Source organism: Bradyrhizobium sp. I71, from assembly GCF_022354745.1.
GTDB lineage: Bacteria > Pseudomonadota > Alphaproteobacteria > Rhizobiales > Xanthobacteraceae > Bradyrhizobium > Bradyrhizobium liaoningense.
In genome coordinates, this window is record NZ_CP059398.1 from 1436935 (window position 1) to 1459683 (window position 22749).

A 22749-nucleotide genomic window follows, 5' to 3' on the forward strand; every position below is an offset into this window, starting at 1 on the left:
GATTGCTTCGTCGCTACGCTCCTCGCAATGACGGTGGATGTGGCTGCGGACATGCCGTCGCGTTCTCGCGGCTGAATTCGCCCGAGCTTTGCTTCGTCGTTCCACCCTCTTGAGCCAAGAGGGCGCAGGGAAGGCCGGGTGCCGGCTCGCACCCGCGGTCTGCTGCGCATAGAGCACACGCAGAGAACCGCACAGCAGCATACAGGTGAAGCCCAACACACGGCCTTCCCTGCGCGATGGTCGGACGGCTTATGCCGTGCTCTCCCGGGAGCCGAGTTCGTTCTGGCCTCCCTCACTCTCGCGAAATCCACCGGCGCCGCGCCGGTTGACGCGACTGCCGCCTCCGCAAGAGCTTGACCGTAGCAACGACGGCCAGGACCACACGGTTTTGCCGTACGCGCGGTTCGTTGGCGCCACAGGGTTCGACGGCGTTGTGCACTTTGCCGCCGAAATGCTGGCACGACGAAGCCTAGCAGCGCCGCTCGTCCACACGCAGCTTCGGGCTCACGGAGAGCAATCCGCCCGGCCCTTCACCTCTCGTGCACGACGCTGCCGCGTCCACCGCAAGCCCGGCTCGCGACAATGACGACCACACGATCGCCCCTCAAGAATGAGCCGGGATGGGCGACACATACGACAAATCCGAATTTCGGTAAAGTGGAATATTTTCACGGCGCCGGATTGACAGACGACGACACAGCCCGGTCCCGTTGCCCGGACGAGCGAAGCGACATCTGGGATCTCTCTGCGCGTGACTTCCCGGGTGTCGCTTCGCTCACCCGGGCTACAAGAGCATGCCCACCACGCGTCGGTCACGACGAACCGAGCACGCCTCGGCCATAAAGCCGCGGCATTTCTCGGGTTTGTGCTCCGTCCCACCTCTGCTTCCCCGGGAGTTCTCATGTCTTCAGCCGACCGGCCGGCGACCCGCCTTGCGACCAGACTTGCCTTCTTCGTCGCAGGCTTCGGCATCGCGTGCTGGGCGCCGCTGGTGCCGTTCGCGAAGGCGCGGCTCGGCGTCGACGACGGGGTCCTCGGGCTGCTCCTGCTCAGCCTCGGCATCGGCTCGGTCGTCGCGATGCTGCTGACCGGCGTTCTCAGCGCGCGCTACGGCAGCAGACCGATCATCGTCGCAAGCGGGTTCATGCTCGCGCTGGTCCTGCCGCTGCTCGCGATCGCAAGCTCGTCCATGTCTCTGGCGCTGGCGCTCTTTGCGTTCGGCGCCGCGCTCGGCTCGATCGACGTCGCCATGAACATCCACGCCGTGGAGGTGGAGCGCGCCGCGGGACGCCCGCTGATGTCCGGCTTCCACGCCTTGTTCAGCATCGGCGGCTTCGCCGGATCCGCGCTGATGACAGTGCTGCTCTCGTTGCAACTCGGCGCGCTGGCCTGCACATTGATCTGCTCCGTCCTGATGCTGCTCGCGATGTTTGTGACCTGGCCGCGCCTGCTTCGCTCAGTGCAGGTGCAGGAGGGCCCGCTGTTCGTGCTGCCGCACGGATCGGTGCTGCTGCTTGCGCTGCTCGGCGCCATCACCTTCCTCGTCGAAGGTGCAATGCTCGATTGGGGCGCGCTCCTCGTCATCGGCGCGGGGCTCGTCACCGAGGCGCAAGGCGGAGCCGGCTACATCGTGTTCTCGATCGCGATGACGATAGGCCGGCTCGGCGGCGACGCGGTCGTTGCGCGCATCGGGGACCGCACGACCTTGCTCTGGGGCAGCGTCATCGCGATCGCGGGCTTTGTGGTCCTGCTGACGGCGCCTGTCGCGGCGGTCGCCCTCGGCGGATTCCTGCTGATCGGGCTCGGTGCGTCAAACCTCGTGCCGGTGCTGTTCCGGCGGGCCGCGCGGCAAACGGTGATGCCTACCGGGCTTGCGGTCGCGGCGATCACGACTGCGGGATACGCAGGGGTCCTGATCGGCCCCGCCGGCGTCGGCTTCGTCGCACGTCTTGGCGGATTGCCTATGGCGTTCTGGCTGCTGGCCGGATTGATGGGCCTCGTCACGCTGTCGGCGCGGATCGTCACGGCGGAGCAGCGCAAGATGTCGCGCGTCGATGCGTGAGCGGCCTTGCGTCGAATTTATCAACGGGAGAGGCGGGATTGCCACCGGCCGCAATGGTCCCATGCACGTGCGCGTCCATGACCATCATCCTGGCATGCCAGCCTAAACCCTTCTTTCGCAGGCACTTTTGGCAGGCCGAAGCAAGCCCAAGCCATCTGCGCCGGTCTGTCTGCCATGCGGCTTTCGGCCAGTTTACTGGACGCGTCGTTCTGCTAGATCACAACCGAATACCTTTTGACTCCCGTGGAGGGGGCAATGGCACGTGCAGGCTCATAGTAATCACGACTCGCACATTTCCTTTGGGCCATTTCGGCTGTTTCCAAAGTCGCGGCTTCTGGAGAAGGAGGGGGCGCCGCTTCACATCGGCGGCCGCGCGCTCGATATTCTGATCTTGCTTGCCGAGCGCCCCGGTGAAGTCATCGACAAGAGGGAACTGGTCAAGCGCATCTGGGCCGACGTGAATGTCGACGAGGGCAGTCTGCGATTCCATGTCGCAGCACTGCGCAAGGCGCTCGGCGATACCGGCAAGTCGACGCGTTATGTCCTCAACGTGCCCGGCCGCGGCTATTGCTTTGTCGCGCCGTTCGTTCAAGCAGCTCCGCCGGTCTCCTCAGTCGCAGCCGAGATCTCCCCTCCTCGCTCCCTGCCTGCTCAGCTTGCAAAGATGATCGGGCGAGAGGAGGTCATCGAGAAGATTTCGAACGGATTGACCCTGCATCGCTTCATGACGGTGGTGGGCCCGGGCGGCATCGGCAAGACCGCCGTCGCCGTCACGGTCGGGCATCGCCGCTCGGCAGATTTCGGCGGACGCGTCTTCTTCGTCGACTTCGGTCCGCTGCGGGACGCCAGCCATGTCACGACCAGCGTCGCCTCGGTCCTCGGACTGACCGTGAGCTCGGAGGACCCGACGCCGGCCCTCCTGACATTCCTGAAGACCGGCCCCACCCTGCTGATCTTCGACAGTTGCGAGCATGTGCTGGATACGCTGGCTCCGCTCGCGGAGCGTATCGTTCGCGAAGCGCCGCAGCTTCGCGTTCTCGCAACCAGCCGCGAGTCGTTCCGGAGCGAAGGCGAGCGGATCTTTCGTCTGTTCCCGCTGGATTGTCCGCCGGAGCGTGGGGGTCTCGAGGTCGCCGAGGTCCTCGCCTATCCCGCGGCCCAGCTCTTCGTCGAGCGCATCGCGCAGAGCTCGGGTCCGTTCCAGCTCAGCGCTGAAGAAGCGCCGCTGGTGGCGAGCATCTGCCGGCGCCTCGACGGCATTGCGCTGGCGATCGAGCTCGCGGCGGGCCGTGTCAACGCGTACGGCATCGCCGGAACGGCCTCCCTGCTCGACAGCCGCTTTTCGCTGCAATGGCGGGGGCGGCGCACGGCCGTGCCGCGCCACCAGACGCTCGCCGCGGCCCTCGACTGGAGCTACGACCTCCTGCCTCCGGCGGAAAGCGCCACCTTGCGGCGACTGTCGGTGTTCGCCGGGCCATTCGCGCCGGAGGCGGCCGCCGCGGTCGCATCCGGCGACGGCCTCAGCACCTCGGAGACGTTGGAGGCGATCGACAGCCTGGTCACCAAATCGCTGATCTCGCCATTCGGTTCGCGGACGCTGCGCTATCGCCTGCTCGACACCACGCGCACCTACGCGCTCGGGAAGCTGAACGAGCTCGGAGAAGCGCGGACGTTCGCGCGGCGCCACGCCGAGCATTTTCGCGATTTCTTCGAGCACGCGGAGGCCGATACATCGACACCGCTGCCCGAATGGCTGAGCATCTATGCGGGGGAGCTGGACAACGTGCGCGCCGCGCTGGATTGGGCTTTCTCGCCTGATGGCGACGCAAGGCTCGGCATCGCGCTGACGGCGGCCGCGATCACCCTCTGGGTGCGGCTTTCGCTGTTCGCCGAATGCCGAGAACGCAGCAGAACGGCATTGGCGACGCTCGGAGACGGCAGGGACAACGACCGCATCCGCATGCAGCTGCTGTCGGCACTCGGCTGGTCTCTAATGTATGGCGAGGGTCGCGCGCGCGAGGCGCGCCCGATCCTGGAGACGAGTCTCGAGCTGGCGGACAGGCTCGACGACAAGGATTTCCGGCTGCGTGCGCTCTGGGGCCTGTGCATCGACCAGTTCAACAACGGACAGTTCGGCAAGGCCCGTGCGTACGCCGATCGTTTTGCGAGCGCGGCGGCGAACTCTCCCGACAAGACCGACGTCATGCTGGGCGACCGGCTGATGGCTGTCGCGCTGCACTATCTCGGCGACCAGAACGAGGCGCGGCAGCGTATCGACCGGGTCAATGCATCGCTGCACTTTCTGGCGGAGAAGCCCAAGATCTTCCCGCTCGATCTCAGGATCTCGACGCAGTATTTCCGGGCCCGCATCCTGTGGCTGCAGGGTCTCGCCGACCAGGCGCAGGCGCTGGCGGCAAGAAACATCGAGGAAGGCCGAGCCAACGGCCACGCCCTGACCTTCTGCAGCGTGCTGGGCCAGGCCGCCTGCCCGATCGCCTTCTGGGCCGGCGATCTCGACGCCGCGGAACGCCACGGCAGCGAGCTGCTCGAGCACACCGATCGGCACGCGATCCGGCTGTGGGGCCTGTGGGCAAGAGCCTTCAATGCGGCAGTCGTCGCTAGGCGCGGCGACGTCGCGATCGGCCTGCCGCTGCTGCGCGAAGAACTCAACCGCGCCGGCGATGCACGCTTCCTGCCGCGCTTTCTTCCCCTGCTTGGCGAGCTTGCTGCGTGCTTTGGCGAAGCCGATCAGGTCGATCGCGGCCTCGACGTCATCGAGGACGTCCTGACCCGTTGCAACGACCGGCAGGAGCTCTGGTATCTGCCTGAGTTGATGCGCATCAAGGGAGAGTTGATGCTCAGGAGCGCGCGGCATTCAGCGGACGCCGAGACACGCTTTCGCGAGGCCATGGAGATTGCCGTCCAGCAGGGCGCGCGCTTCTGGGAGCTGCGCTGCGCGATCAGCCTCGCGCGGCTCAGAATGGGGGCCGGCCGGAGTGCGGACGCTCTGGCCGTTCTGAAGAATGTCTCCGGATCGTTCACGGAGGGCGCCGAGATCGCCGACATGCGCACCGCACGCGAACTGATGGTGCGACTCCGGAACTGACCGCGCACTGATGCGCGCTAAAGCGCGATGAGATGAGGACGAATCGTCATCGCGCTTCAGGTTATTGTTTGAGCATGATCTTTTCGGAAAACCGCTGCGCACTTTTCCGGATCATGCGTCAACCTCCCACCGCAGCCGCACGCCGCGGCAGCCTCCAGTCAGGCCGGATGAAGTGGCAGGTGTAGCCGTCAGGATAACGTTCGAGATAATCCTGATGCTCCGGCTCGGCCTCCCAGAACTCGCGAGCGGGCGCGACCTCGGTCACCACCTTGCCGGGCCACAGGCCGGACGCCTCGACGTCGGCAATGGTGTCTTCGGCGATCCGCTTCTGCGCGTCGCTCGTGTAGAAGATCGCGGAGCGATAGCTGGTGCCCAGATCATTGCCTTGGCGATTGAGCGTGGTGGGATCGTGGATCTGAAAAAAGAACTCCAGCATCGTGCGGAAGCTGGTCCTGGCGGGATCGAAAATGATCTCGATCGCTTCGGCATGACCTTCGTGATTGCGGTAGGTGGCGTTCTTCACGTGCCCACCCGTGTAGCCGACGCGGGTGGAGATCACGCCCGGCTGCTTGCGGATGAGATCCTGCATGCCCCAAAAGCAGCCCCCGGCCAAAACTGCGCGTTCTGTCGTCATCTGTCCGCTCCCAATTGATCGCTCTGTCCGCTCTGCATCTGCACATCATATATATGCTTTCGTCCGATATATATGCTTTCGGCCGCCGGGCAAAAGCCATGCATTGCACGCGGTGTCCACCCGGCTCCTGGAGCCGGATGGACCCAAAGCAAACGCTTGCCTCTAGCCCAGCTTGGCGTCGAGCGTGATCGTGGCGTTGAGCACCTTCGACACCGGGCAGTTCTTCTCGGCCTCGCCGGCGAACTTCGCAAAGCCGGCCTCGTCGAGGTTCGGCACTTTTGCACGCAAGGTCAGCGCGGACTTACTGATCTTGAAGCCCTTGCCTTCGGGCTCGAGTGTCACCGCGGCTTCCGTCGACAGCTCGTCCGGCGTGAAACCTGCCATCTGAAGGCCAAAGGCCAGGGCCATCGTAAAACAGCCTGCATGGGCCGCCGCGATCAACTCCTCGGGATTGGTCCCCTTCTCGTTCTCGAAGCGGGTCTTGAACGAATAGGGCGTCTGCGCGAGCACGCCGGATTCGCTCGAGAGATGACCGGTCCCATCGCGACCGGTGCCCTTCCAGACTGCCGTTGCCTTGCGGATCATTTCAGTTCTCCTTGTTTGATTTCAGCATCGGCCGCTCGGTAGCGGCGAAAGGCGACATCGGCGTGACCGCCCGTCCGCCATTCCAACCGATCGAGCGCCGAAGCGGTTCCTTGGTCCCGAGATCTCCTCGTTCGATCGGTGCAGTCGATCGGGTTCGAGAACGACACGTCGGTCCGTTCCGTTCAGACTTTGGCGCGGGCAGGTCCGATTTGCAATTCACGACGGCAGCGGCTGGCCGGCCTGCTCGCGGACGACATAGTCGGCGTACCAGTCCGCCCAGTTCTCGTCGTGTCCGCCGGTCCGCCTCTCGTGCTCGCCATGCGCGATCGCCGCACGGCGTAGCGCCGCCGCCAGATCGGCCGTCGATGCGAATGTCGTGGCGCTGCCCGCGATGCGCCCGGGCAGTCGCGTCGTGACCTCCTGAAACAGCCAGCCATTGCCGTCGGGGTCGCTGAACGATGCGAACGAACTGTAGCTGCCGCGCTTCGGGTCGGCACCGCCGACCCGTACGCTGCCGAAGAGATACGGCTCGTCGGGCCCGGCATGAACGTCGCCGGCACCGTGGAATGGCTCGCTGACCTCGACGCCGCGGTCGAGCAGGTCCTGCCGGGCGGCCTCCAGATCGGAGACGATCAGATACAGGCCTCGCGCCGAACCGGGCGCTGCGGCCGTCACGTTCCTGCCGAAGATCACCGAGCAGGCCGAGCCCGGCGGCGTGAACTGGATCACGCGCCAGTCCTCGCCTGACGAAAAATCGGCGTCCAGTCGCCAGCCGAGGCGGGCGTAGAACGCCTTGGCACGGTCGACGTCGGACACGGGGATCACGACGACCTCGAGCTTCAGGTCAACGCTGCGCGATGTCGAGGGCCCGGTTCCGGTGTCGCGATCGATTTCGATGGTGGTCATGTCGAACTCCCTGATGTGAGACGCGGTTGCATGCATGGAAGGGCTTCATGCGACAGTCGGCATCATGATCGTCACCCGCGTGCCGCCCTGCCCCGCCTCGCCATGCAACCGCGCGTGGATGCTGCGCGCGAGCCCTTCGAGTATCCGGCTGCCGGTGCCCTGAAGCGGACCGGTCGCACCGATGCCATTGTCGGCCACCGTGCAGAGCCAGGCGCCGTCGCCGCTCGCCAATTCGATCCGGATCAACGCACCGCTTCGGTCCGGGAAAGCGTGCTTTGCCGCGTTCGTGACCAGTTCGGTGAGCATCAGCGCGAGCCGATGACATTGAGCAGCCGGCAGTCTGCCGCTCTCGATCGCGGCTTCGCAGCGAATGCCTGCCGGCTCCAGCACCGCTTCGGAGAGGGCTCCGCACAGCTTTTCGAAGAACGGCTCCACGGCGATGGCGGATGGATCGTCGTTGTCGGACAGGAGCTGATAGAGCCGGCCGAAGGCGACGATGCGCCGCTCGAGGCGGTCCACCGCCAGCGCCACATCCCTCTTGCTCGCGCGCGTGAAGTCGCGGCGGACTGACGCACCGAGCAGCGTCAGCGTGTTCTTCATGCGATGGTGGGACTCCCGCAGCACGAGCTCCCAGTCACGCGACTGATCATCGAGACTGGCGACGAGTTGAGGTCGAACCACGTGGTCGTTCGACCCAGCGCCGATGCCGGACATCATAGCCTCCCCGTTGAAACGGATCTCACTCGAAGGCTATAGTGGATGCGTCGCGCGCGTTTTGCCCGTTAGACGTTGCAAGATTCTGTTATGATCGGCGGGGCCCGCAATCTCGCGGCGGACACACGTGCCTCGAAGGTCAGGCGCGCTGACGAATTGTCGCAGCCGCGTCGTAAGCCGCTCGCGTTTAAGCAAAATTTGCAGCACACGTCCCAGCGCGATCGGCGGTAGGCCACGCGATTTCGCCACTTTCGGCCGGTTTACTGGACGGCTCTATCTGGTAATCAAATTGCACACTTCAGCTCATTGACTGGAATTGTTGGCCCGTGCCGGACACTAGCGAGCAGGATTCGGTCATAGCCTTCGGGCCATTCCGCCTGTTCGTGAAATCGCGGCTACTGGAAAAGGACGGCGCCCCGCTTCCCCTCGGCGGCCGTGCGCTCGACATCCTCATTTTTCTCGCCGAGCGCGCCGGAGAGGTCATTGACAAGCGAGAGCTGATCAAGCGCATCTGGGCCGACGTGAACGTGGACGAAGGCAGCCTGCGCTTCCACATCACGACGCTGCGCAAGGCTTTGGGCGATGCAGGCGAGGCCTCCCGCTACGTCGTCAACGTCCCGGGACGCGGCTATTGTTTCACGGCTCCGCTGCTCCGGCCCGCAGCATCGGAGGGCCGGACGAGCCCGCCCGCCGCTTCGCCCTCCTCGCTGCCCTCGCCGCTCGCGAAGATGATCGGCCGGGACGATGCGGTCGAGAGAATCTCCGCCGAGCTTGCCCAGCATCGCTTCGTCACGATCGTCGGCCCCGGCGGGATCGGCAAGACGTCGGTCGCACTCGCCGTCGCGCAGGGCGAGCTCGCGGCCTTCGACGGCCAGGCGTGCTTCGTCGACTTCGGCGCGCTGACCGATACCCGGCTCGTCCCCGGAACCATCGCGGCCGCGCTGGGCCTGACCGTCAGTTCCGAGGACCCGATACCGGGCCTGCTGGCGGTCCTGCGCAACCGGCGGATCCTGCTGGTGTTCGACAGTTGCGAGCACATCCTCGACGAACTCGCCCCTTTGGCCGAGCGCCTCATCCGCGAGGCGCCGCAGCTGCATATCCTGGCCACCAGCCGGGAATCCTTTCGCGCCGACGGTGAACGCATCCATCGGTTGTTTCCGCTGGATTGCCCGCCGGAGCGCGACGGCCTCGGCATCGCCGACATCCTTGCCTATCCCGCAAGTCAGCTCTTCGTGGAACGCATTGCCGAGAGCTTGAGCGAATTCGAACTCCGCGATGAGGATGCGCCGCTGGTCGCCGAGATCTGCCGGCGATTGGACGGCATTGCGCTCGCGATCGAGCTCGCGGCCGGACGTGTGAACGCCTACGGCATTGCCGGGACCGCCTCGCTGCTGGACAGCCGCTTCTCGCTGCTGTGGCGGGGGCGGCGTACCGCAATTCCGCGGCATCAAACCTTGAGCGCGGCGCTGGCCTGGAGCTACGACCTGCTGCCGCCGGCCGAAAGCGCGACGCTGCGCGGATTGTCGGTGTTCGTCGGGCCGTTCACGCCGGAGGCCGCGCTTGCCGTCGCGTCCTGCCAGGGGATCAGCGAGCCCGAAGCCGTCGAGGCGATTTCGAACCTGCTGTCCAAATCCCTGATCGCGACCTCGCCCGCGGAGCGGCGGCTGCGCTATCGCCTGCTCGACACCACCCGCGCCTTCGTCGCGGACAAGCTCGTCGAGAACGGGGAAGCGGACCGCGTCGCGCGCGCCCACGCCGAATATATCCGCGACTTGCTGCACGACATTTCCCTCAAATCCACGAGCATGCAGAGCGCGGGCGGCTTCCTTCCCTATGCCGACCATTTGCCGAATGTCAGGGCCGCGCTGTCCTTCAGCTTTTCGGAGAGCGGCGATCGGACGATCGGCGTGGATCTGGCGGCCTCGGCCGCGCAGTTCTTCCTCGAACTGACCTTGCTGACGGAATGCTACCGCTGGACCCGGCAGGCGCTGGCGTCGCCGGATGCGCGCGCCGCGGACATCCGGAAGGAGATGACCTTGCAGGCCGCGCTCGGCGTCTCCGTAATGTTCACGCAGGGCAATACCGAAGGGGTCCGGTCGGCCTTCACGCGCAGTCTCCAGCTTGCCCGGGAACTCGAGGACCTGCACTGGCAGCTCTGGCTGCTGCGCGGATTGCACATCTACCTGACCAGGGTCGGAGATTTTCACGGCGCGCTCGGAATCGGCGAACAGGGCGAGAGCGTCGCGCGAAAGCTGAACGATCCCACGGCCACGCTGAACGTCGAATGGATGCTGGGCGTGGCGCATCATCTGATCGGCAGCCAGGACAAGGCGGTTCGGTTCTGCGAGAGCGCGATGGTGCACAATCCCGGCTCGCAACGGCTGAACATCGGCCATCTCGGCTACGACGACCGCATCGTCGCGCTGGTGGCGCTGGCGCGCGGACTCTGGCTCACCGGCCGGCCCGAGCGTGCGATCGAGGCCGCCAGATACACGGTTCGCGAGGCCGAGCTGCTCGAACAGCCGCTGACCCTCGGCATCTCCCTGATCTGGACGATTTACGTGTTCCTCTGGGTCGGCGACTGGGACAACGCCGAAATCCTGATCGAGCGGCTGATCGACCATTCGGCGCGGCACTTCCTCGGGCCTTATCACGCGGTCGGCATCGGCCAGAGGGGCGAGTTGCTGCTGCGTCGCGGCGACGTTGCCGCAGGCATCGAGCACCTTCGCCGCAGTCAGGCCACGTTGCACGCGGCCCGGCACCGGATCATGACGACCGTGTTTGCGACGGCGCTCGCGGAGGGTCTCGCGTCCCAGAATCAGCCCGACGAAGCCTTGCGGACGATCAACGAGGCGATCGCCCAGATTCCCGATCATGGGGAGTCCTTCGACATGCCGGAGATGCTCAGGATCAAGGGCGACATCCTCGCCCGGTCGGGCAGCGCGGTGGAGGCCGAGAGTTGCTTGCGCAAATCGCTCGATCTGTCGCAGCGCCAATGCGCAGTCGGCTGGGAGCTCCGCGGCGCGATCAGCCTCGGCCGCATCTGGCGCCAGGCCGGAAAGGCAGGCGAGGCACGCGACTTGCTCGCCCCGCTCGTCGGACGCTACCAAGAGGGGCTCCAGACCCGCGATCTGGTCGCCGCAAGGGAGTTGCTGGGCACGCTGAATTGACAGCATCTTCAACGGCATACCGCCAAACTGCCTGCTCGCAACTCCTAACAACTTCTAACACGCCAAGCCGCCTGCGCCCCGCCATGGTGGCGACACTTCATGGTGGATATGGCGGGACATGGCGCTTCTTGACGACGTAATGGATGCCAGCGGCGGCTTGACCCACTGGAACAGCTTGAACCGGTTTACGCTCCACCTTTCCGTCGGCGGATCGCTGTTCTCCAGCGCCGGGCATGCCCAGGAATTCAAGGACGTGACCGCGGAAGGCTCGACCCGCGCGCAATCGCTCCGGTTCACCGGCATCACCGGAGGCGAGCACTCCGGCTCCTTTCAACCCGACGCGATTACGATCGAGAGCCTGGATGGTGAAGTTCTGCGGACCTGGCACAACCCGAGCGTCGCGTTGACCGAGGCCGGCTCGCCTGCGCTTGCGGACGAAATGCATCTGGTCTTCTTCTGCGGCGTCGCGATCTGGAACTATCTGACCAGCCCGTTCCTGCTCGCCCATCCCGATGTCATCGTGGAGGAGCTGCCGCCCTGGTGCGAGGGCGCCGAGACGTGGCGGCGGCTCCGGGCACAATTTCCCCCGCACCTCATCACGCTCGCGCCTGAACAGATCTTCTATTTCGACGAGAGCGCCCTGCAACGGCGGACGGACCACGATCTCTTCGGAAGCAAGGTTGCACATTTCTCCTGGGCTCATGACAGCTTCTGCGGCATCGTCGTGCCGACACTTCGACGCGTGCAGACGCTGCAGCCTGACGGAACGGTCATCGCAAGGCCCGTGCTGATGGACGTCGAGATCTTCGACGCCGTCTTCGAGTAGAGGCGAGCAACCGTGGGAGCGGCCACCACTCTGCCTCTCACCGCCTAACAATACATAACGAGCCAACAGACGGCATCGGGTGCAGATTGCACGCGCGAGCAACCAACGACGTGTGCCATCGGAGCAATGACATGAAGGTTCCAGCTACCCTTGCACTCTCGGCAGCCCTGGCCTGCGCGACTGCGCACGCCTCGGCACAAGACCTGCGATCGAGCCGGCGTTCGATCAGCTATCACACCGTCAATATCCAGGGCCTCGATATCTTCTACCGCGAGGCCGGCCCCGCCGACGCACCGACCGTGCTGCTCCTGCATGGCTTCCCCTCCTCGTCGCGGATGTGGGAACCTCTGCTGCCGCTGCTCGCCGACAGATATCACGTGATCGCACCTGACTATCCCGGCTTCGGCAACAGCAGCGCGCCGCCGCCGTCCGCTTTCACCTATACGTTCGACAACATCGCCGGGCTGATCGGAGAGCTCACGACGAAGCTCGGTCTCGGCAAATATGTTCTGTTCATGCAGGACTACGGCGGTCCTGTCGGCTTCCGCATGGCGCTGGCGCATTCCGAACGTGTCCGCGGAATCATCATCCAGAATGCGGTGTCGCACGAGCAGGGCTTGAGCCCGCTCTGGGAAGCACGTCGCAGGTACTGGGCCGACCCGGCACACGAGCTCGAGGCGCTCAAGGCCAATTTCACCTCGCTGGCGGCGACGCGTCAGCGACATCTCGGCTCAAGCCCGCGCCCCGAACGCTACGACCCCGACACCTGGGGCGACGAATACGCGTTCCTGACGCGTCCCGGCCAGGCCGAGATCCAGGCCACGCTGTTCCTGGATTACCGGACCAACGTCGCCTCCTATCCCAAATGGCAGGACTGGTTGCGCAAGATGCGGCCGCCGACGCTGGTGGTCTGGGGCAAATACGATCCGTCTTTCACCGTCGCCGGCGCCACAGCCTATCGCGACGATGTGCCGGATGCCGAGGTTCACATCCTGGAGGCAGGCCACTTCGCGCTGGATGAAGCCACCGACGAAATCGCCGCGCTCGCTCGCGACTTCCTTGCGCGCCTGGACAAGGACAAGGGCTAGGCCTGGGATTATAGACCCGCCAGCTGATCTCCTCGACGCAGAGGCTTCGGGGTCCAGTGAAGACATTGCACCGGTCTCACACCGGCGCGTCGGTCCACGCGATGCTCTCGTCGCTCTCATCAGGCCCTCCGGTCTGCGCAAATGCGTGACAAATTGGTCCTAACCAGACCCTCTGCGACGAGCTGTCAAACCTGATGCACCCCCACAGAATCTAACAGTTCCTAATCACCCCTAACGGGCGTCCTGGCCAGCTCACGTTTATCCTCTCAGCATGGAAAGCATTGGTTTGCGCGCCTGCCGGCCGTTGCAAGCAACGGCAAAACCAGGAGAGGACGAACGATGTCGAGCAACTTGCACATGGCGCATGACTGGACTGATTGTCCGGCCGCCCCGCGGGATCATGAGAGTCTTCGCCCCACACAGGCAATCGCCCGGGAGAGCCAGTGGCGTCAGATCGATCGCACTCCGGGGGGCATGATCGAGGACATTACGATCTCGCGATGGGATGACCCGCGGAGCACCTCGTCGCACGAAGCGACGACGCCGGACGATCGCTATTTCGTCGGCATTGCCCTGAAGGCCACGCGTGCGAAGCTGACACGCGGCGGCCGGATCGTCTTCGAAGGCGCCATGCCGGCGGGGTCGCTCTACGTCGCCGCCCCGTCGAAGCCGCTCGGCGCACAATTCCAGTCGCCGTGCGCCTTCCTGCACGTCCACATCTCCACGGACCATCTTCCAGCATACGCGGACGGGCTCAACGACCTCGTGCTGTTGCGCGATCCGCTTGCTGCCGAGCTCGCCAGGGCGCTGGTCGAACATGGCGATGCCGCGGATCGGCAATTTACGCACTGCATCGGCCAGACCCTGGCGATGCATCTCACCCGGATGGAGCTGCCGCGCGTCAAGGTCAATGCCTTGCCGAAATGGCGGTTGCGGCGGGTCGAGCAGCACATCGCCGATCATTTCGACCGCTGCATCAGCCTGTCCGAGCTCGCCAATGTCGCCGGCCTATCAAGGATGCACTTTGCGGCGCAATTCCGTGCCGCGACCGGTTATCGTCCCCGCGAATATCTGCTAACGCAGCGGGTCGAGCATGCCAAGACGCTGCTCGCGACCACCGAGCGGCCATTGGCGGAGATCGCCCTTTCCGTGGGCTTCAGCACGCAGGCGCATTTTTCGACCGTCTTCAAGCGCATCAGCGGTCAATCTCCGGCGCGCTGGCGCCTTGCCAACGTGGACGGACAGCTCGAGGTCGAAGCGCGGCCGAGGCGGCACGCGTCTCCGGACCGGGATTGGATCGCCAGCGCCGCTGCATAGCTGATCGGCAGACGGCAGACCGCAGGGATTCAGGCGTATGCCCCTTTTTGTCGTTTGATGCTCCCGCGTTGATCTCACCGCTGCAGGTCCTGGTCTCCCGGACAAGCTGCAACACGAGAGCTCGCGGCGCGAACCCACAAGTCTATACGGTTGCGCGCAGTGAGATGCTTTGCAGCGCAGAGTTGAAGAGACGCTGCGCGACGTCCGGGGCACGCAATCGAGGATCGAGCGCGCAGTCTGCCCCGCATCGTCATCCCCGCGAAAACGGGGGAATCCAGCCTTGAGCCACCGCTACACCGGATCGAACGCTCGGATCGGCGGCAGATTGCCGGTGAATTTCTCCACCTCGACGGTCGTCAACTGGCCGGTGCAACCTTGCGCCAGGGCGGAGGTGCCGATGTCGCGGGTGAGCACGTTCGGATTGCCGTGGACGCAGAGCGGCGCCTCGTCTTCGGGATCCATCGGATCGTACCAGGCGCCGGTCGGAAGCTGGACCACGCCGGGCGCGATGCCGTCGGTGACGTGGACGGCAGCAAGGCATGCGCCGCGCTCGTTGAACAGGCGAATGATGTCGCCGTCCCTGATGCCACGCGCGTCCGCATCAACCGGGTTCATGCGCGCGACTTCGCGGCCGCGATGCTTTGCGGCAAGCGAATGTCCGCCGAAATCGAGCTGGCTGTGCAGGCGCGTCGCCGGCTGGTTGGCGACGAGGAAGCACGGCGCCCCGGGCTTGGGCGTATCGGTCTTGTCGAGCCAGACCGGATGGCCGGGACAATCCGCATCGCCATGACCTGCGATCTTGGCCGAGAAGATCTCGATCCGCCCGCTCGGCGTCGGCAGGGCGTGATTGACCGGATCGTCGCGGAAGCGGCGCAGCCGGCCACCGTCATCGGGCTGCTGGGGCACGACCAGGCTGCCGCGCGCCCAGAACTCGTCGAAATCAGGAGCTTCGAGGCCGCGCTTGGCCAGCGATGCGCGAGTCGGCTCGTAGAGATGTCTCAGCCACTGCCGCGACGTGCGTCCTTCGGTAAAGGGTTCGCGCGCTCCGAGACGGTCGGCGAGATCGGCAAAGATCTCGTAGTCGTCGCGCGCGAGCCCGAACGGCTCGGCGATCCGGTGCATCGCGACCATCAGGGGATCGTTGCTGGAATAGCCGATGTCCTCGCGCTCCAGCGTCATCGTCGAGGGCAGCACGATGTCGGCGTGACGGGCTGTGGCGGTCCATGCGAGCTCGTGCACGACGAATGTGTCCACTTGCGCGAATGCCTTGCGCAAGCGGTTGATGTCCTGGTGGTGATGGAAGGGATTGCCGCCCGCCCAGTAAACCAGACGAATGTCCGGATAGGTGCGCGTCTCGCCGTTGTAGCGATAGGTGCTGCCGGGATTGAGCAGCATGTCGGCGATGCGCGCCACCGGGATGAAATCGGCAACACCGTTACGGCCCTGGCCCAGCGTCGGCCCCGGCACGTCGTTGACGCGGCGGCCGTAATAGCCGATCGCACCCAGCGAATAGGCGTAGCCGCCGCCGGGAAGGCCGATCTGCCCGAGCGCCGCCGCCAGCACCATGCCCATCCACACCGGCTGCTCGCCATGCTCGGCGCGCTGCAGCGAATGGGAGACGGTGATGAGCGCGCGCTTGCGGGCAAGACGCCGCGCCAGCCTGCGGATCGTATCCGCCTCGACGCCGCAGATGGCGGCGGCCCATTCGGCGTGCTTGGCTTGGCCGTCGCTCTCGCCGGTGAGATAGCGCAGGAAGACCGGCCAACCCTCGGTGTAGCGATCGAGGAAGGCCTGATCGTGAAGGTTTTCCGCGACGAGCGTGTGGACGATGCCCAGCATCAGCGCAGTGTCGGTGCCGGGCACGCAGGTGATCCATTCGGCGCCGGCCTCGACCGGCAGATCATCGCGGAGCGGGCCGACCAGGATGAACTCGCAGCCGCGCCGCCGCGCAGCCGCCATCGCGTTGCGCTCGACATGCTTGCTGATCGAGCCGCCGGCCACCATGGAGTTCTTCAACGCCATGCCGCCGAATGCCAGCACGACCTCGGTATGATCCGCGATCTGCTCCCAGGTGACGTTGCGCTTGGTGATGTCCTCGTAGCCGGCCAGGATCTGCGGCAGCAGCACCGAGGACGCACCCGATGAATAGGAATTGACCGAGCGCACATAGCCGCCCATCGCGATGTTGAGGAAGCGATGCACCTGGCTCTGGGCGTGATGGAAGCGGCCGGCGCTCGACCAGCCATAGGAGCCGCCGAACACGGCGCCCGGCCCGCGCGTGTCGCGGATGCGTGCGAGTTCGTCCCCCAGGAGATCAAGCGCCTTCTCCCAGCTGACGGAGACGAACTCGTCGCGGCCGCGGCGATCGTCAGGGCCCGGCCCGCGCTCCAGCCAGCCGCGGCGGATCGCCGGCTGGGCAATGCGCGCCTGGTGGCGGAGCGCGCCGGGAAAATTGTCGATGATGCCGTTCGGATCGGGATCGCCCACATAGGCCCTGACCTCCAGCCCGGCCGCGCCCTGACGCGCGGAGAAGACGCCCCAATGCGAGGTATGCGGCTTGAAGCCGTCCGACAGGTCGAGACCGGGGTCGGGAAAGCCAATCGTATCGTCCATCGTCTGATCCTTGTTCCGGTACCGGCCTGCAATCGGGGTGGTAATATACCGATCTGCTCAGGACGTCTTCGAGATCAGCGTTGACGGAAACGCTGGCCTGCCCCGCGCAATGCCAAGCCAGGGGCGTCGCCAAGGCGCATGCGATGTCAGCAGTGACCCGCACCGGTCGAGGGCCCAGGGATTTGCCCGAACTGCCGATTCGTGTCGCTGCGTCGGCAGGGAGAATTCGTTGCGGGGGCGATTCGTCTGCCGCGGCATCCGCCGGGCACCGGAGCCCGCAGGGAGCGAATCCGTCATGCTGGCGAGGCAGGCATCAACCGCGTGCGCAGCAATCGACCAGCAGATTCCAGATCCGCTGCGCCTCTTCTCGCTTGTGAGCCTCCGGCGCCTGCTTCGTGCTCGACCGATCATTCGCTGCGATGGTGCGTGTTTCGCGCGGCGCGATCCACCGCTCCGAAATCGGGTCGTACCATTTTCCGATATTCATCTCAGTCACGTCGATCGGCTCGCAAATCTGGTCCAGGTGTTTGAGCGATGCGCCTCCCGCGGCTTGCATCAAGCCGTTCGGCTGCGCGCCACCCATTTCACCAATCAGGAGCTGGCGCGATCGTTCCCGACCCGACCCGCCGCTTCAGCCTGGCCGGGCCGGATGAAGCGTGCGCGGGTGCCGCTCGTGCAGCAACCGCGCGAGCTCCTCACGCTCCGTCGGGCGTCCCTTCATGGCGGTCTCGAACAGCGCTTCCTGGATGTCGCGAGGCATGTCGCCCCACACGTCCATCGCCGCGCGTCCGAGCAGGCCTGCAAGATGATCCTGTCCGTCGTTCATTCGGCTCTCCCGGTCTACCCACGGGAATGGAACAGCCACGGCCGCACGGCGTTCCACTGCCATCATTGTGAAAAGGAGACGTCTTTATGGGATTCTTCACCAAGGACATCAAATCGATGGAAGACCTGCTGCTGCACGGGCTGCAGGACATCTATTACGCGGAACAGCAGATCCTGAAGGCGCTGCCGAAGATGATCGACAAGGCGACCAACAGGGACCTCGTCGCCGGGCTGAAAGCCCACCTGGAAGAGACCAACAAGCAGGTCGAGCGCCTCGACAAGGTGTTCGCGAAACTCGGCAAGGAGCCGAGCGGCACTCATTGTCCGGCCATCGACGGCCTCATCAAGGAAGCCGACGAGACCGCCGGGGAGATCGAGGACAAGTCCGTGCTCGACGCCGCGATCGTCGCGAACGCACAGGCCGTGGAGCACTACGAAATGTGCCGCTACGGCACGCTGATCGCGTGGGCCGAAGAGCTCGGCCACGACGACATCGTGCGCTTCCTCACGACCAATTTGAACGAAGAGAAGGCCGCCAACACCAAGCTGAACACGGTGGCGCTGCGCAAAGGCGTCAACGCCAAGGCCTCCAGCGCCGCGTGATTGATGTCGGCTGACCGGGACGAGGCGGCCCCGCTCGCGGCGCCGCCTCGGTCCTTGCGACCCCCTCGGCGCCCGCGGGCATATTCGATCAGATGAACGGCTTCCCGCCGGTGACGGCCAGCGTCGCCCCCGAGGTATAGCTCGAGAGCGGATCGGCCAGCATGACATAGGCCGTTGCGAGCTCGGCCGGCTGGCCGGCGCGCTGCATCGGCACCTGCTTGCCAAAGTTCTTGACGGAGTCCTCCGGCATGGTCGATGGGATCAGCGGCGTCCAGATCGGCCCCGGGGCGACGGCGTTGACCCGAATGCCTTTCTCGGCCAGCATCTGCGCGAGCCCACCCGTGAAATTCTGGATGGCCCCCTTGGTCGTGGCGTAAGCCAGCAGGCTCGGGTTCGGCATGTCGGAGTTCACCGAGGCCGTGTTGATGATCGCGGCTCCCGGCCGCATGCGGGGGACCGCAGCCTTGGTCAGATAGAACATGGCGTGGATGTTGGTCTCGAACGTCCGCTGCCACTCTTCGTCGCTGATATCCGCGATATCCTTGAACGTGGCCTGATGCGCCGCGTTGTTGACGAGGATGTCGATTCCGCCGAGCTCTTCGACGGTGCGACGCACGATGGCGCGGCAGTGATCGGGATCGCTGATATCGCCGGGGATCAGGACGACCTTGCGTCCCTCCCGTTCCACCAGCGCCTTGACCTCGGCCGCATCCTCGTCCTCGTTCAAATAGGAGACGACGATATCCGCGCCTTCGCGTGCGTAGGCGAGCGCGACCGCGCGCCCGATGCCGCTGTCGCCGCCCGTGATGATGGCCTTCTTTCCGGCAAGGCGTCCGGCGCCCTTGTAAGTCTCCTCGCCATGATCCGGTCGCGGCTGCATCGCCCGCGTCGAACCGGGCATCGGCTGCTGCTGCGAGGGATAAGGCGGCTTTGGATAGTCGGTCATGGACAACTCCCGGCGTTTGCTGCGCTAACGGGGCGGCGCCGGAAGTGTTCCTGGTATTGTCCGAGCCACGCCATCGCGCCGCGAGGCTAGCGCCGCCGCCTGAATTCGCGCGCCGTTACGGCGCTGCCGAGGTTCCTATTTGCGCATCCGCCGATCGGGCACGACGATACATGTGGCCGGGCTCCGCCCACAGGAACCCGTTCGAGAAAGGCACAGCCGGATAGGCCGCAGCGAGGCGGCGGTTGCCGCCATCGACGTCGTCGCGACCATCCAAGACGTCGCGAAGCGCGGTGAGATCAGGATGAATCATCATGGCGCTTTAGGTTGTTGTTCAAACATGATCTTTTCGGAGAACCGCTGCGCACTCTTCCGGATCATGCTTTAGAAAGTCTCCCGAGGGCCGATCGCCATAGCGTCATCTTTTAATGACCATGTTGCGGAGAGCATTTTGAAACTCACAGGTGCTTTAAGTGCGTTAAGGTATCTCAAGCAATCGGACACCGGCTTGACTCCAGCAGCCCAATCGAACGAGCGGATTCTCGGACTCCTGAGCGCAGCCGGTGTATTCTGCATCTGGTCTGGCTTTCTCGTCTTCTCGAGGGCCGGCATGCAATCCGGCCTGACACCCTTCGATTTGACGGCGCTTCGGTTCATGGTCGCCGGTGCCCTGGTTCTTCCGTTCGCCAAGGCCTGGTGGCCGCGCCACCTGCCGCTGCACGCAATCCTGTCGATGTCGATTTTTGGCCCCGGCGCGCTTTACAATATCTTGATGTACTTCGGGTTGAAGGGTTCGTCGGCAGCATACGGGGGAGCATTCGCCAACGGCTCGTTACCGATCTTCACCATTCTGCTGGGTTTGTTTTTCGCACGGCGCCTGCCGTCCTGGCGGCAACTCATTGCAGTTCTCGTCCTGCTCGTCGGCGCCGTGCTCATTGGCGTTCCGGGCATGCGCGCCGGCGGCAATAGCGTGGCATCGGCCATTGCGTTCTTCCTCGCGGCGTCAGCTGTGCTCTCGATCTACTTTATGGGCGTGAAGCACTGGCAGGTCGAGGCGCGTCAGGCGCTGGTCCTGGTCAGTGTGCCGAACGCGCTGCTTTTCCTGCCGGTCTGGTTTCTCTTTCTTCCCTCCACCATCCACGATGCGCCGTGGTCGACGGTACTGCTTCAGGCTGCCTTCCAGGGCTTGGGCCCCGGTTTCCTGGCGGTCATCCTGTTCTCCATTTCCGCGAGGATTCTCGGGCCGACGCCCTCGGCCGGTCTGGCTGCGGCGGTACCGGCAAGTGCGACGCTGTTGGCGATTCCGATACTTTCGGAGATTCCAACAACCATCGAGTGGATCGGCATCGCGATTGTCACTGCCGGGCTCGTTCTGCTCCTCGGAGGAGGCCAACCCGAAACCAGGAGCCTGTCCAAATAGCGGTGGCGACGTGGAGAGAGGCGGCTCCTGCTATGTCGATGCCGGAACGGCTGCATCCTTCCTGAGATTAAGCCGCGCACTGCGTGTGCCGTCGTCGGCTGACGCAATCTCCACCTGCACGTCTCTCGGCTTCGCCAGATAGGGCGAGGACGTGACCAGGACATCGGCGCCAGCTTCCGCATAGGCCGCGGCATTTGCCGCATTGACGCCACCGGCGGCGGCGACGAGCGGACGATTTCGTGTATAGGCCATAGATGCCATGCGCTTGACCAATGCAGCTATCTCGGCTGGCGAGAACTTCTCGGCTTGAATCACGTCGAAACCGGCGACCGCCGCGGCTAGTGCGGCATCGGCGGTCTTCACCTCGATCACGAGCTTCTTCTCCGGCGCCGCCCGGCGCAATCGCTCGACGGCTTGAAACAGCGGCAGGTCGCCGAGAAAGACGCGGTGTTCTGGAAACACCAGCACCGTCTCGGACAGGCCGAGCCGGTGCATCACGGCGCCGCCCGCCTTGATGGCCGCGACCGCAAAGCGCTTGGTGCCCGGCACGTTCTTACGGGTGCAGGCGACCGGGATATGAGGTGCGACCGCCCTCGCCGCATCGACGATGGCGCGAGTCTCGCTGGCCACGCCCGACCAGATCTCAATCAGGGTTTGCGCCACCTTCCAGCTCCGCAGCAGGCCCGCGGCCGGACCGCGCGCCTGAAGGATCGGGGCGCCCTGCTCCAGCACCGCGCCGGATGCGGCGAACAGCTCCACCTCGCAGCCGGCGAGCGCGATGATCGCGGCGGCATCCTCGGCGAGCGCCAGCACCATCGGCGCGCGCGCGGCGAACTGCATCACGCCGATGGCCCCGCCGGTCCCGAGCGCCTCGGTGGTGAGATCGCCATAGGGGACATCGTCCTCCAGCAGGCGTTCGAGTTCGGCGCGCGATGCAGCGGTTGCCATGTCGTGCTTCCCTTCATTGGTGTCGGCTTGCCGACGGCCTTGTCGGGAATCCGACACGGATCATCGGTCCCGCCGCTGCGAGAGGCGGAAGCCCCCTCTTTTGACGCCATTCCTGCAAGGCGCACACCAGACTGCGACCGCATATCCGGCACGCCGATTGCTGGGATGCTTCTGGCCGGCGCCTTGCAGCAATCGGGCTGCGCTGAAGCAATTGCCGGCCGCTGGAGTTCATCATGAAGCTGCTTCGCTCGATCACCATCGTCGCGGGATTGCTGCTCGCATGCGCATCGGCGCAGGCCGCGCAGACCAACGTCGCCGTGGCCGCCAACTTCACCGATGCTGCCAAGGAGATCGCCGCCCTGTTCAAGCAGAAAACCGGGCACGAGGCGGTGCTGAGCTTCGGCGCGAGCGGGCAATTTTATACCCAGATCACGCAAGGGGCGCCGTTCCAGGTGTTCCTGTCAGCCGACGATTCACGGCCGAAGCAGCTCGTCGAGGACGGCCTCGCGGTCGCGGGCAGCCGCTTCACCTACGCGATCGGCAAGCTCGTGCTGTGGAGCAAGTCGCCGGGCGTCGTGACGGGCGAGGAGACGCTGAAGGCCGCCTCCTTTGCAAAGCTCTCGATCTGCAATCCGGCCGCCGCGCCCTACGGTCTTGCTGCCGTGGAGACCATGAAGTCGCTGAACCTCTACGACGCCCTGAAGCCGAAACTGGTGGAGGGCGCGACCATCACCCAGGCCTATCAGTTCGTCGAGACGGGGAATGCCGAGGTCGGCTTCGTGGCGCTGTCGCAACTGACCGGCAGCGAGGCCGGTTCGCGCTGGGTGGTGCCGCAGGCGCTCTATAATCCGATCCGCCAGGACGCGGTCCTGCTGAAGGCCGGCGCCGGCAACGAGGCCGCCGGCGCGTTCATCACCTTCCTCAGGGGATCCGAGGCGCGCGCCGTCATCGAGAGATATGGCTACGTGCTGGACGGGCAGAGCTGACGC

Annotated in this window: 18 protein-coding genes; 9 read left to right on the top strand and 9 right to left on the bottom strand. The window is 65.1% G+C overall.

The genetic code is table 11. The annotated features are described in order from the left end of the window. The first annotated feature begins 901 nt into the window (after positions 1-901). Positions 902-2062, top strand: a complete 1161-nt coding sequence (locus FJV43_RS07105) for an MFS transporter (protein ID WP_239625702.1) — start codon at positions 902-904, stop codon at positions 2060-2062. Positions 2063-2324: 262 nt separating this feature from the next. Beyond that, positions 2325-5168, top strand: a complete 2844-nt coding sequence (locus tag FJV43_RS07110) for a winged helix-turn-helix domain-containing protein (protein ID WP_239625704.1) — start codon at positions 2325-2327, stop codon at positions 5166-5168. 118 nt (positions 5169-5286) lie between these two features. Here FJV43_RS07110 and msrA read toward each other — a convergent pair whose 3' ends face one another. The 4 genes from msrA to FJV43_RS07130 all read right to left on the bottom strand — a co-directional run bounded on the left by msrA (position 5287) and on the right by FJV43_RS07130 (position 8007). Beyond that, complete coding sequence (gene msrA / locus FJV43_RS07115) at positions 5287-5802, bottom strand: peptide-methionine (S)-S-oxide reductase MsrA (protein ID WP_239625706.1); 516 nt, start codon at positions 5800-5802, stop codon at positions 5287-5289. 162 nt (positions 5803-5964) lie between these two features. Beyond that, positions 5965-6387 (bottom strand): OsmC family protein, encoded by a 423-nt coding sequence (locus FJV43_RS07120; protein WP_239625708.1) that lies wholly within the window; start codon positions 6385-6387, stop codon positions 5965-5967. 216 nt (positions 6388-6603) lie between these two features. Then, positions 6604-7293, bottom strand: a complete 690-nt coding sequence (locus FJV43_RS07125; RefSeq protein ID WP_239625710.1) for a VOC family protein — start codon at positions 7291-7293, stop codon at positions 6604-6606. 45 nt (positions 7294-7338) lie between these two features. After that, positions 7339-8007 carry a sensor histidine kinase gene (locus FJV43_RS07130; protein ID WP_239625712.1) on the bottom strand — a complete coding sequence of 223 codons (669 nt, stop codon included), beginning with the start codon at positions 8005-8007 and terminating at the stop codon, positions 7339-7341. A gap of 326 nt (positions 8008-8333) precedes the next feature. On the opposite strand from FJV43_RS07130, the gene FJV43_RS07135 reads away from it, so the two are divergent. The 4 genes from FJV43_RS07135 (at position 8334) to FJV43_RS07150 (ending at position 14408) form a co-directional block, all read left to right on the top strand. Further along, a complete protein-coding gene (locus tag FJV43_RS07135) occupies positions 8334-11177 on the top strand; it encodes a winged helix-turn-helix domain-containing protein (RefSeq protein WP_239625714.1) in 2844 nt (947 codons plus the stop codon). 118 nt (positions 11178-11295) lie between these two features. Continuing rightward, positions 11296-12003, top strand: a complete 708-nt coding sequence (locus FJV43_RS07140) for a hypothetical protein (RefSeq protein WP_239625716.1) — start codon at positions 11296-11298, stop codon at positions 12001-12003. A gap of 131 nt (positions 12004-12134) precedes the next feature. Further along, on the top strand, positions 12135-13091 hold the full coding sequence (locus FJV43_RS07145; RefSeq protein ID WP_239625717.1) for an alpha/beta hydrolase: 957 nt from the start codon (positions 12135-12137) through the stop codon (positions 13089-13091). A gap of 339 nt (positions 13092-13430) precedes the next feature. Further along, entirely contained in the window at positions 13431-14408 is a 978-nt protein-coding gene (locus FJV43_RS07150) for an AraC family transcriptional regulator (protein ID WP_239625719.1), read from the top strand. 291 nt (positions 14409-14699) lie between these two features. Here the strand turns inward: FJV43_RS07150 and FJV43_RS07155 are convergent, their stop codons facing one another. The 3 genes from FJV43_RS07155 to FJV43_RS07165 form a co-directional block, all read right to left on the bottom strand. Then, positions 14700-17021 (bottom strand): molybdopterin guanine dinucleotide-containing S/N-oxide reductase, encoded by a 2322-nt coding sequence (locus tag FJV43_RS07155; protein ID WP_239625721.1) that lies wholly within the window; start codon positions 17019-17021, stop codon positions 14700-14702. Positions 17022-17334: 313 nt separating this feature from the next. Then, complete coding sequence (locus FJV43_RS07160; protein ID WP_239625723.1) at positions 17335-17604, bottom strand: hypothetical protein; 270 nt, start codon at positions 17602-17604, stop codon at positions 17335-17337. 48 nt (positions 17605-17652) lie between these two features. After that, positions 17653-17847: a hypothetical protein gene (locus FJV43_RS07165; protein ID WP_061883519.1), complete on the bottom strand. Its 195-nt coding sequence runs from the start codon at positions 17845-17847 to the stop codon at positions 17653-17655. Positions 17848-17933: 86 nt separating this feature from the next. Between FJV43_RS07165 and FJV43_RS07170 the strand changes: the two genes are divergently transcribed. Continuing rightward, entirely contained in the window at positions 17934-18449 is a 516-nt protein-coding gene (locus FJV43_RS07170; protein ID WP_239625724.1) for a ferritin-like domain-containing protein, read from the top strand. Positions 18450-18537: 88 nt separating this feature from the next. Here the strand turns inward: FJV43_RS07170 and FJV43_RS07175 are convergent, their stop codons facing one another. Then, positions 18538-19395 carry an SDR family oxidoreductase gene (locus FJV43_RS07175; protein ID WP_239625726.1) on the bottom strand — a complete coding sequence of 286 codons (858 nt, stop codon included), beginning with the start codon at positions 19393-19395 and terminating at the stop codon, positions 18538-18540. A gap of 448 nt (positions 19396-19843) precedes the next feature. Here FJV43_RS07175 and FJV43_RS07180 point away from each other — a divergent pair, with 448 nt between their 5' ends. Further along, on the top strand, positions 19844-20812 hold the full coding sequence (locus FJV43_RS07180) for a DMT family transporter (protein ID WP_239625728.1): 969 nt from the start codon (positions 19844-19846) through the stop codon (positions 20810-20812). Between the two features lie 30 nt (positions 20813-20842). Here FJV43_RS07180 and modD read toward each other — a convergent pair whose 3' ends face one another. Continuing rightward, positions 20843-21760, bottom strand: a complete 918-nt coding sequence (modD, locus tag FJV43_RS07185; RefSeq protein ID WP_239625730.1) for a ModD protein — start codon at positions 21758-21760, stop codon at positions 20843-20845. 233 nt (positions 21761-21993) lie between these two features. Between modD and modA the strand changes: the two genes are divergently transcribed. Continuing rightward, positions 21994-22746: a molybdate ABC transporter substrate-binding protein gene (gene modA / locus FJV43_RS07190; RefSeq protein WP_239625732.1), complete on the top strand. Its 753-nt coding sequence runs from the start codon at positions 21994-21996 to the stop codon at positions 22744-22746. Positions 22747-22749 lie beyond the last annotated feature (3 nt).

What these genes read in the sequence shown, in the direction of transcription:
- FJV43_RS07165 (WP_061883519.1), bottom strand. Translation starts at nt 17,847, where the DNA reads ATGAACGACGGACAGGATCATCTTGCAGGCCTGCTCGGACGCGCGGCG.
- msrA (WP_239625706.1), bottom strand. Translation starts at nt 5,802, where the DNA reads ATGACGACAGAACGCGCAGTTTTGGCCGGGGGCTGCTTTTGGGGCATG.
- FJV43_RS07160 (WP_239625723.1), bottom strand. Translation starts at nt 17,604, where the DNA reads ATGGGTGGCGCGCAGCCGAACGGCTTGATGCAAGCCGCGGGAGGCGCA.
- FJV43_RS07140 (WP_239625716.1), top strand. Translation starts at nt 11,296, where the DNA reads ATGGCGCTTCTTGACGACGTAATGGATGCCAGCGGCGGCTTGACCCAC.
- modA (WP_239625732.1), top strand. Translation starts at nt 21,994, where the DNA reads ATGAAGCTGCTTCGCTCGATCACCATCGTCGCGGGATTGCTGCTCGCA.
- FJV43_RS07150 (WP_239625719.1), top strand. Translation starts at nt 13,431, where the DNA reads ATGTCGAGCAACTTGCACATGGCGCATGACTGGACTGATTGTCCGGCC.
- FJV43_RS07130 (WP_239625712.1), bottom strand. Translation starts at nt 8,007, where the DNA reads ATGTCCGGCATCGGCGCTGGGTCGAACGACCACGTGGTTCGACCTCAA.
- FJV43_RS07155 (WP_239625721.1), bottom strand. Translation starts at nt 17,021, where the DNA reads ATGGACGATACGATTGGCTTTCCCGACCCCGGTCTCGACCTGTCGGAC.
- FJV43_RS07175 (WP_239625726.1), bottom strand. Translation starts at nt 19,395, where the DNA reads ATGACCGACTATCCAAAGCCGCCTTATCCCTCGCAGCAGCAGCCGATG.
- FJV43_RS07120 (WP_239625708.1), bottom strand. Translation starts at nt 6,387, where the DNA reads ATGATCCGCAAGGCAACGGCAGTCTGGAAGGGCACCGGTCGCGATGGG.
- modD (WP_239625730.1), bottom strand. Translation starts at nt 21,760, where the DNA reads ATGGCAACCGCTGCATCGCGCGCCGAACTCGAACGCCTGCTGGAGGAC.
- FJV43_RS07170 (WP_239625724.1), top strand. Translation starts at nt 17,934, where the DNA reads ATGGGATTCTTCACCAAGGACATCAAATCGATGGAAGACCTGCTGCTG.
- FJV43_RS07125 (WP_239625710.1), bottom strand. Translation starts at nt 7,293, where the DNA reads ATGACCACCATCGAAATCGATCGCGACACCGGAACCGGGCCCTCGACA.
- FJV43_RS07145 (WP_239625717.1), top strand. Translation starts at nt 12,135, where the DNA reads ATGAAGGTTCCAGCTACCCTTGCACTCTCGGCAGCCCTGGCCTGCGCG.
- FJV43_RS07105 (WP_239625702.1), top strand. Translation starts at nt 902, where the DNA reads ATGTCTTCAGCCGACCGGCCGGCGACCCGCCTTGCGACCAGACTTGCC.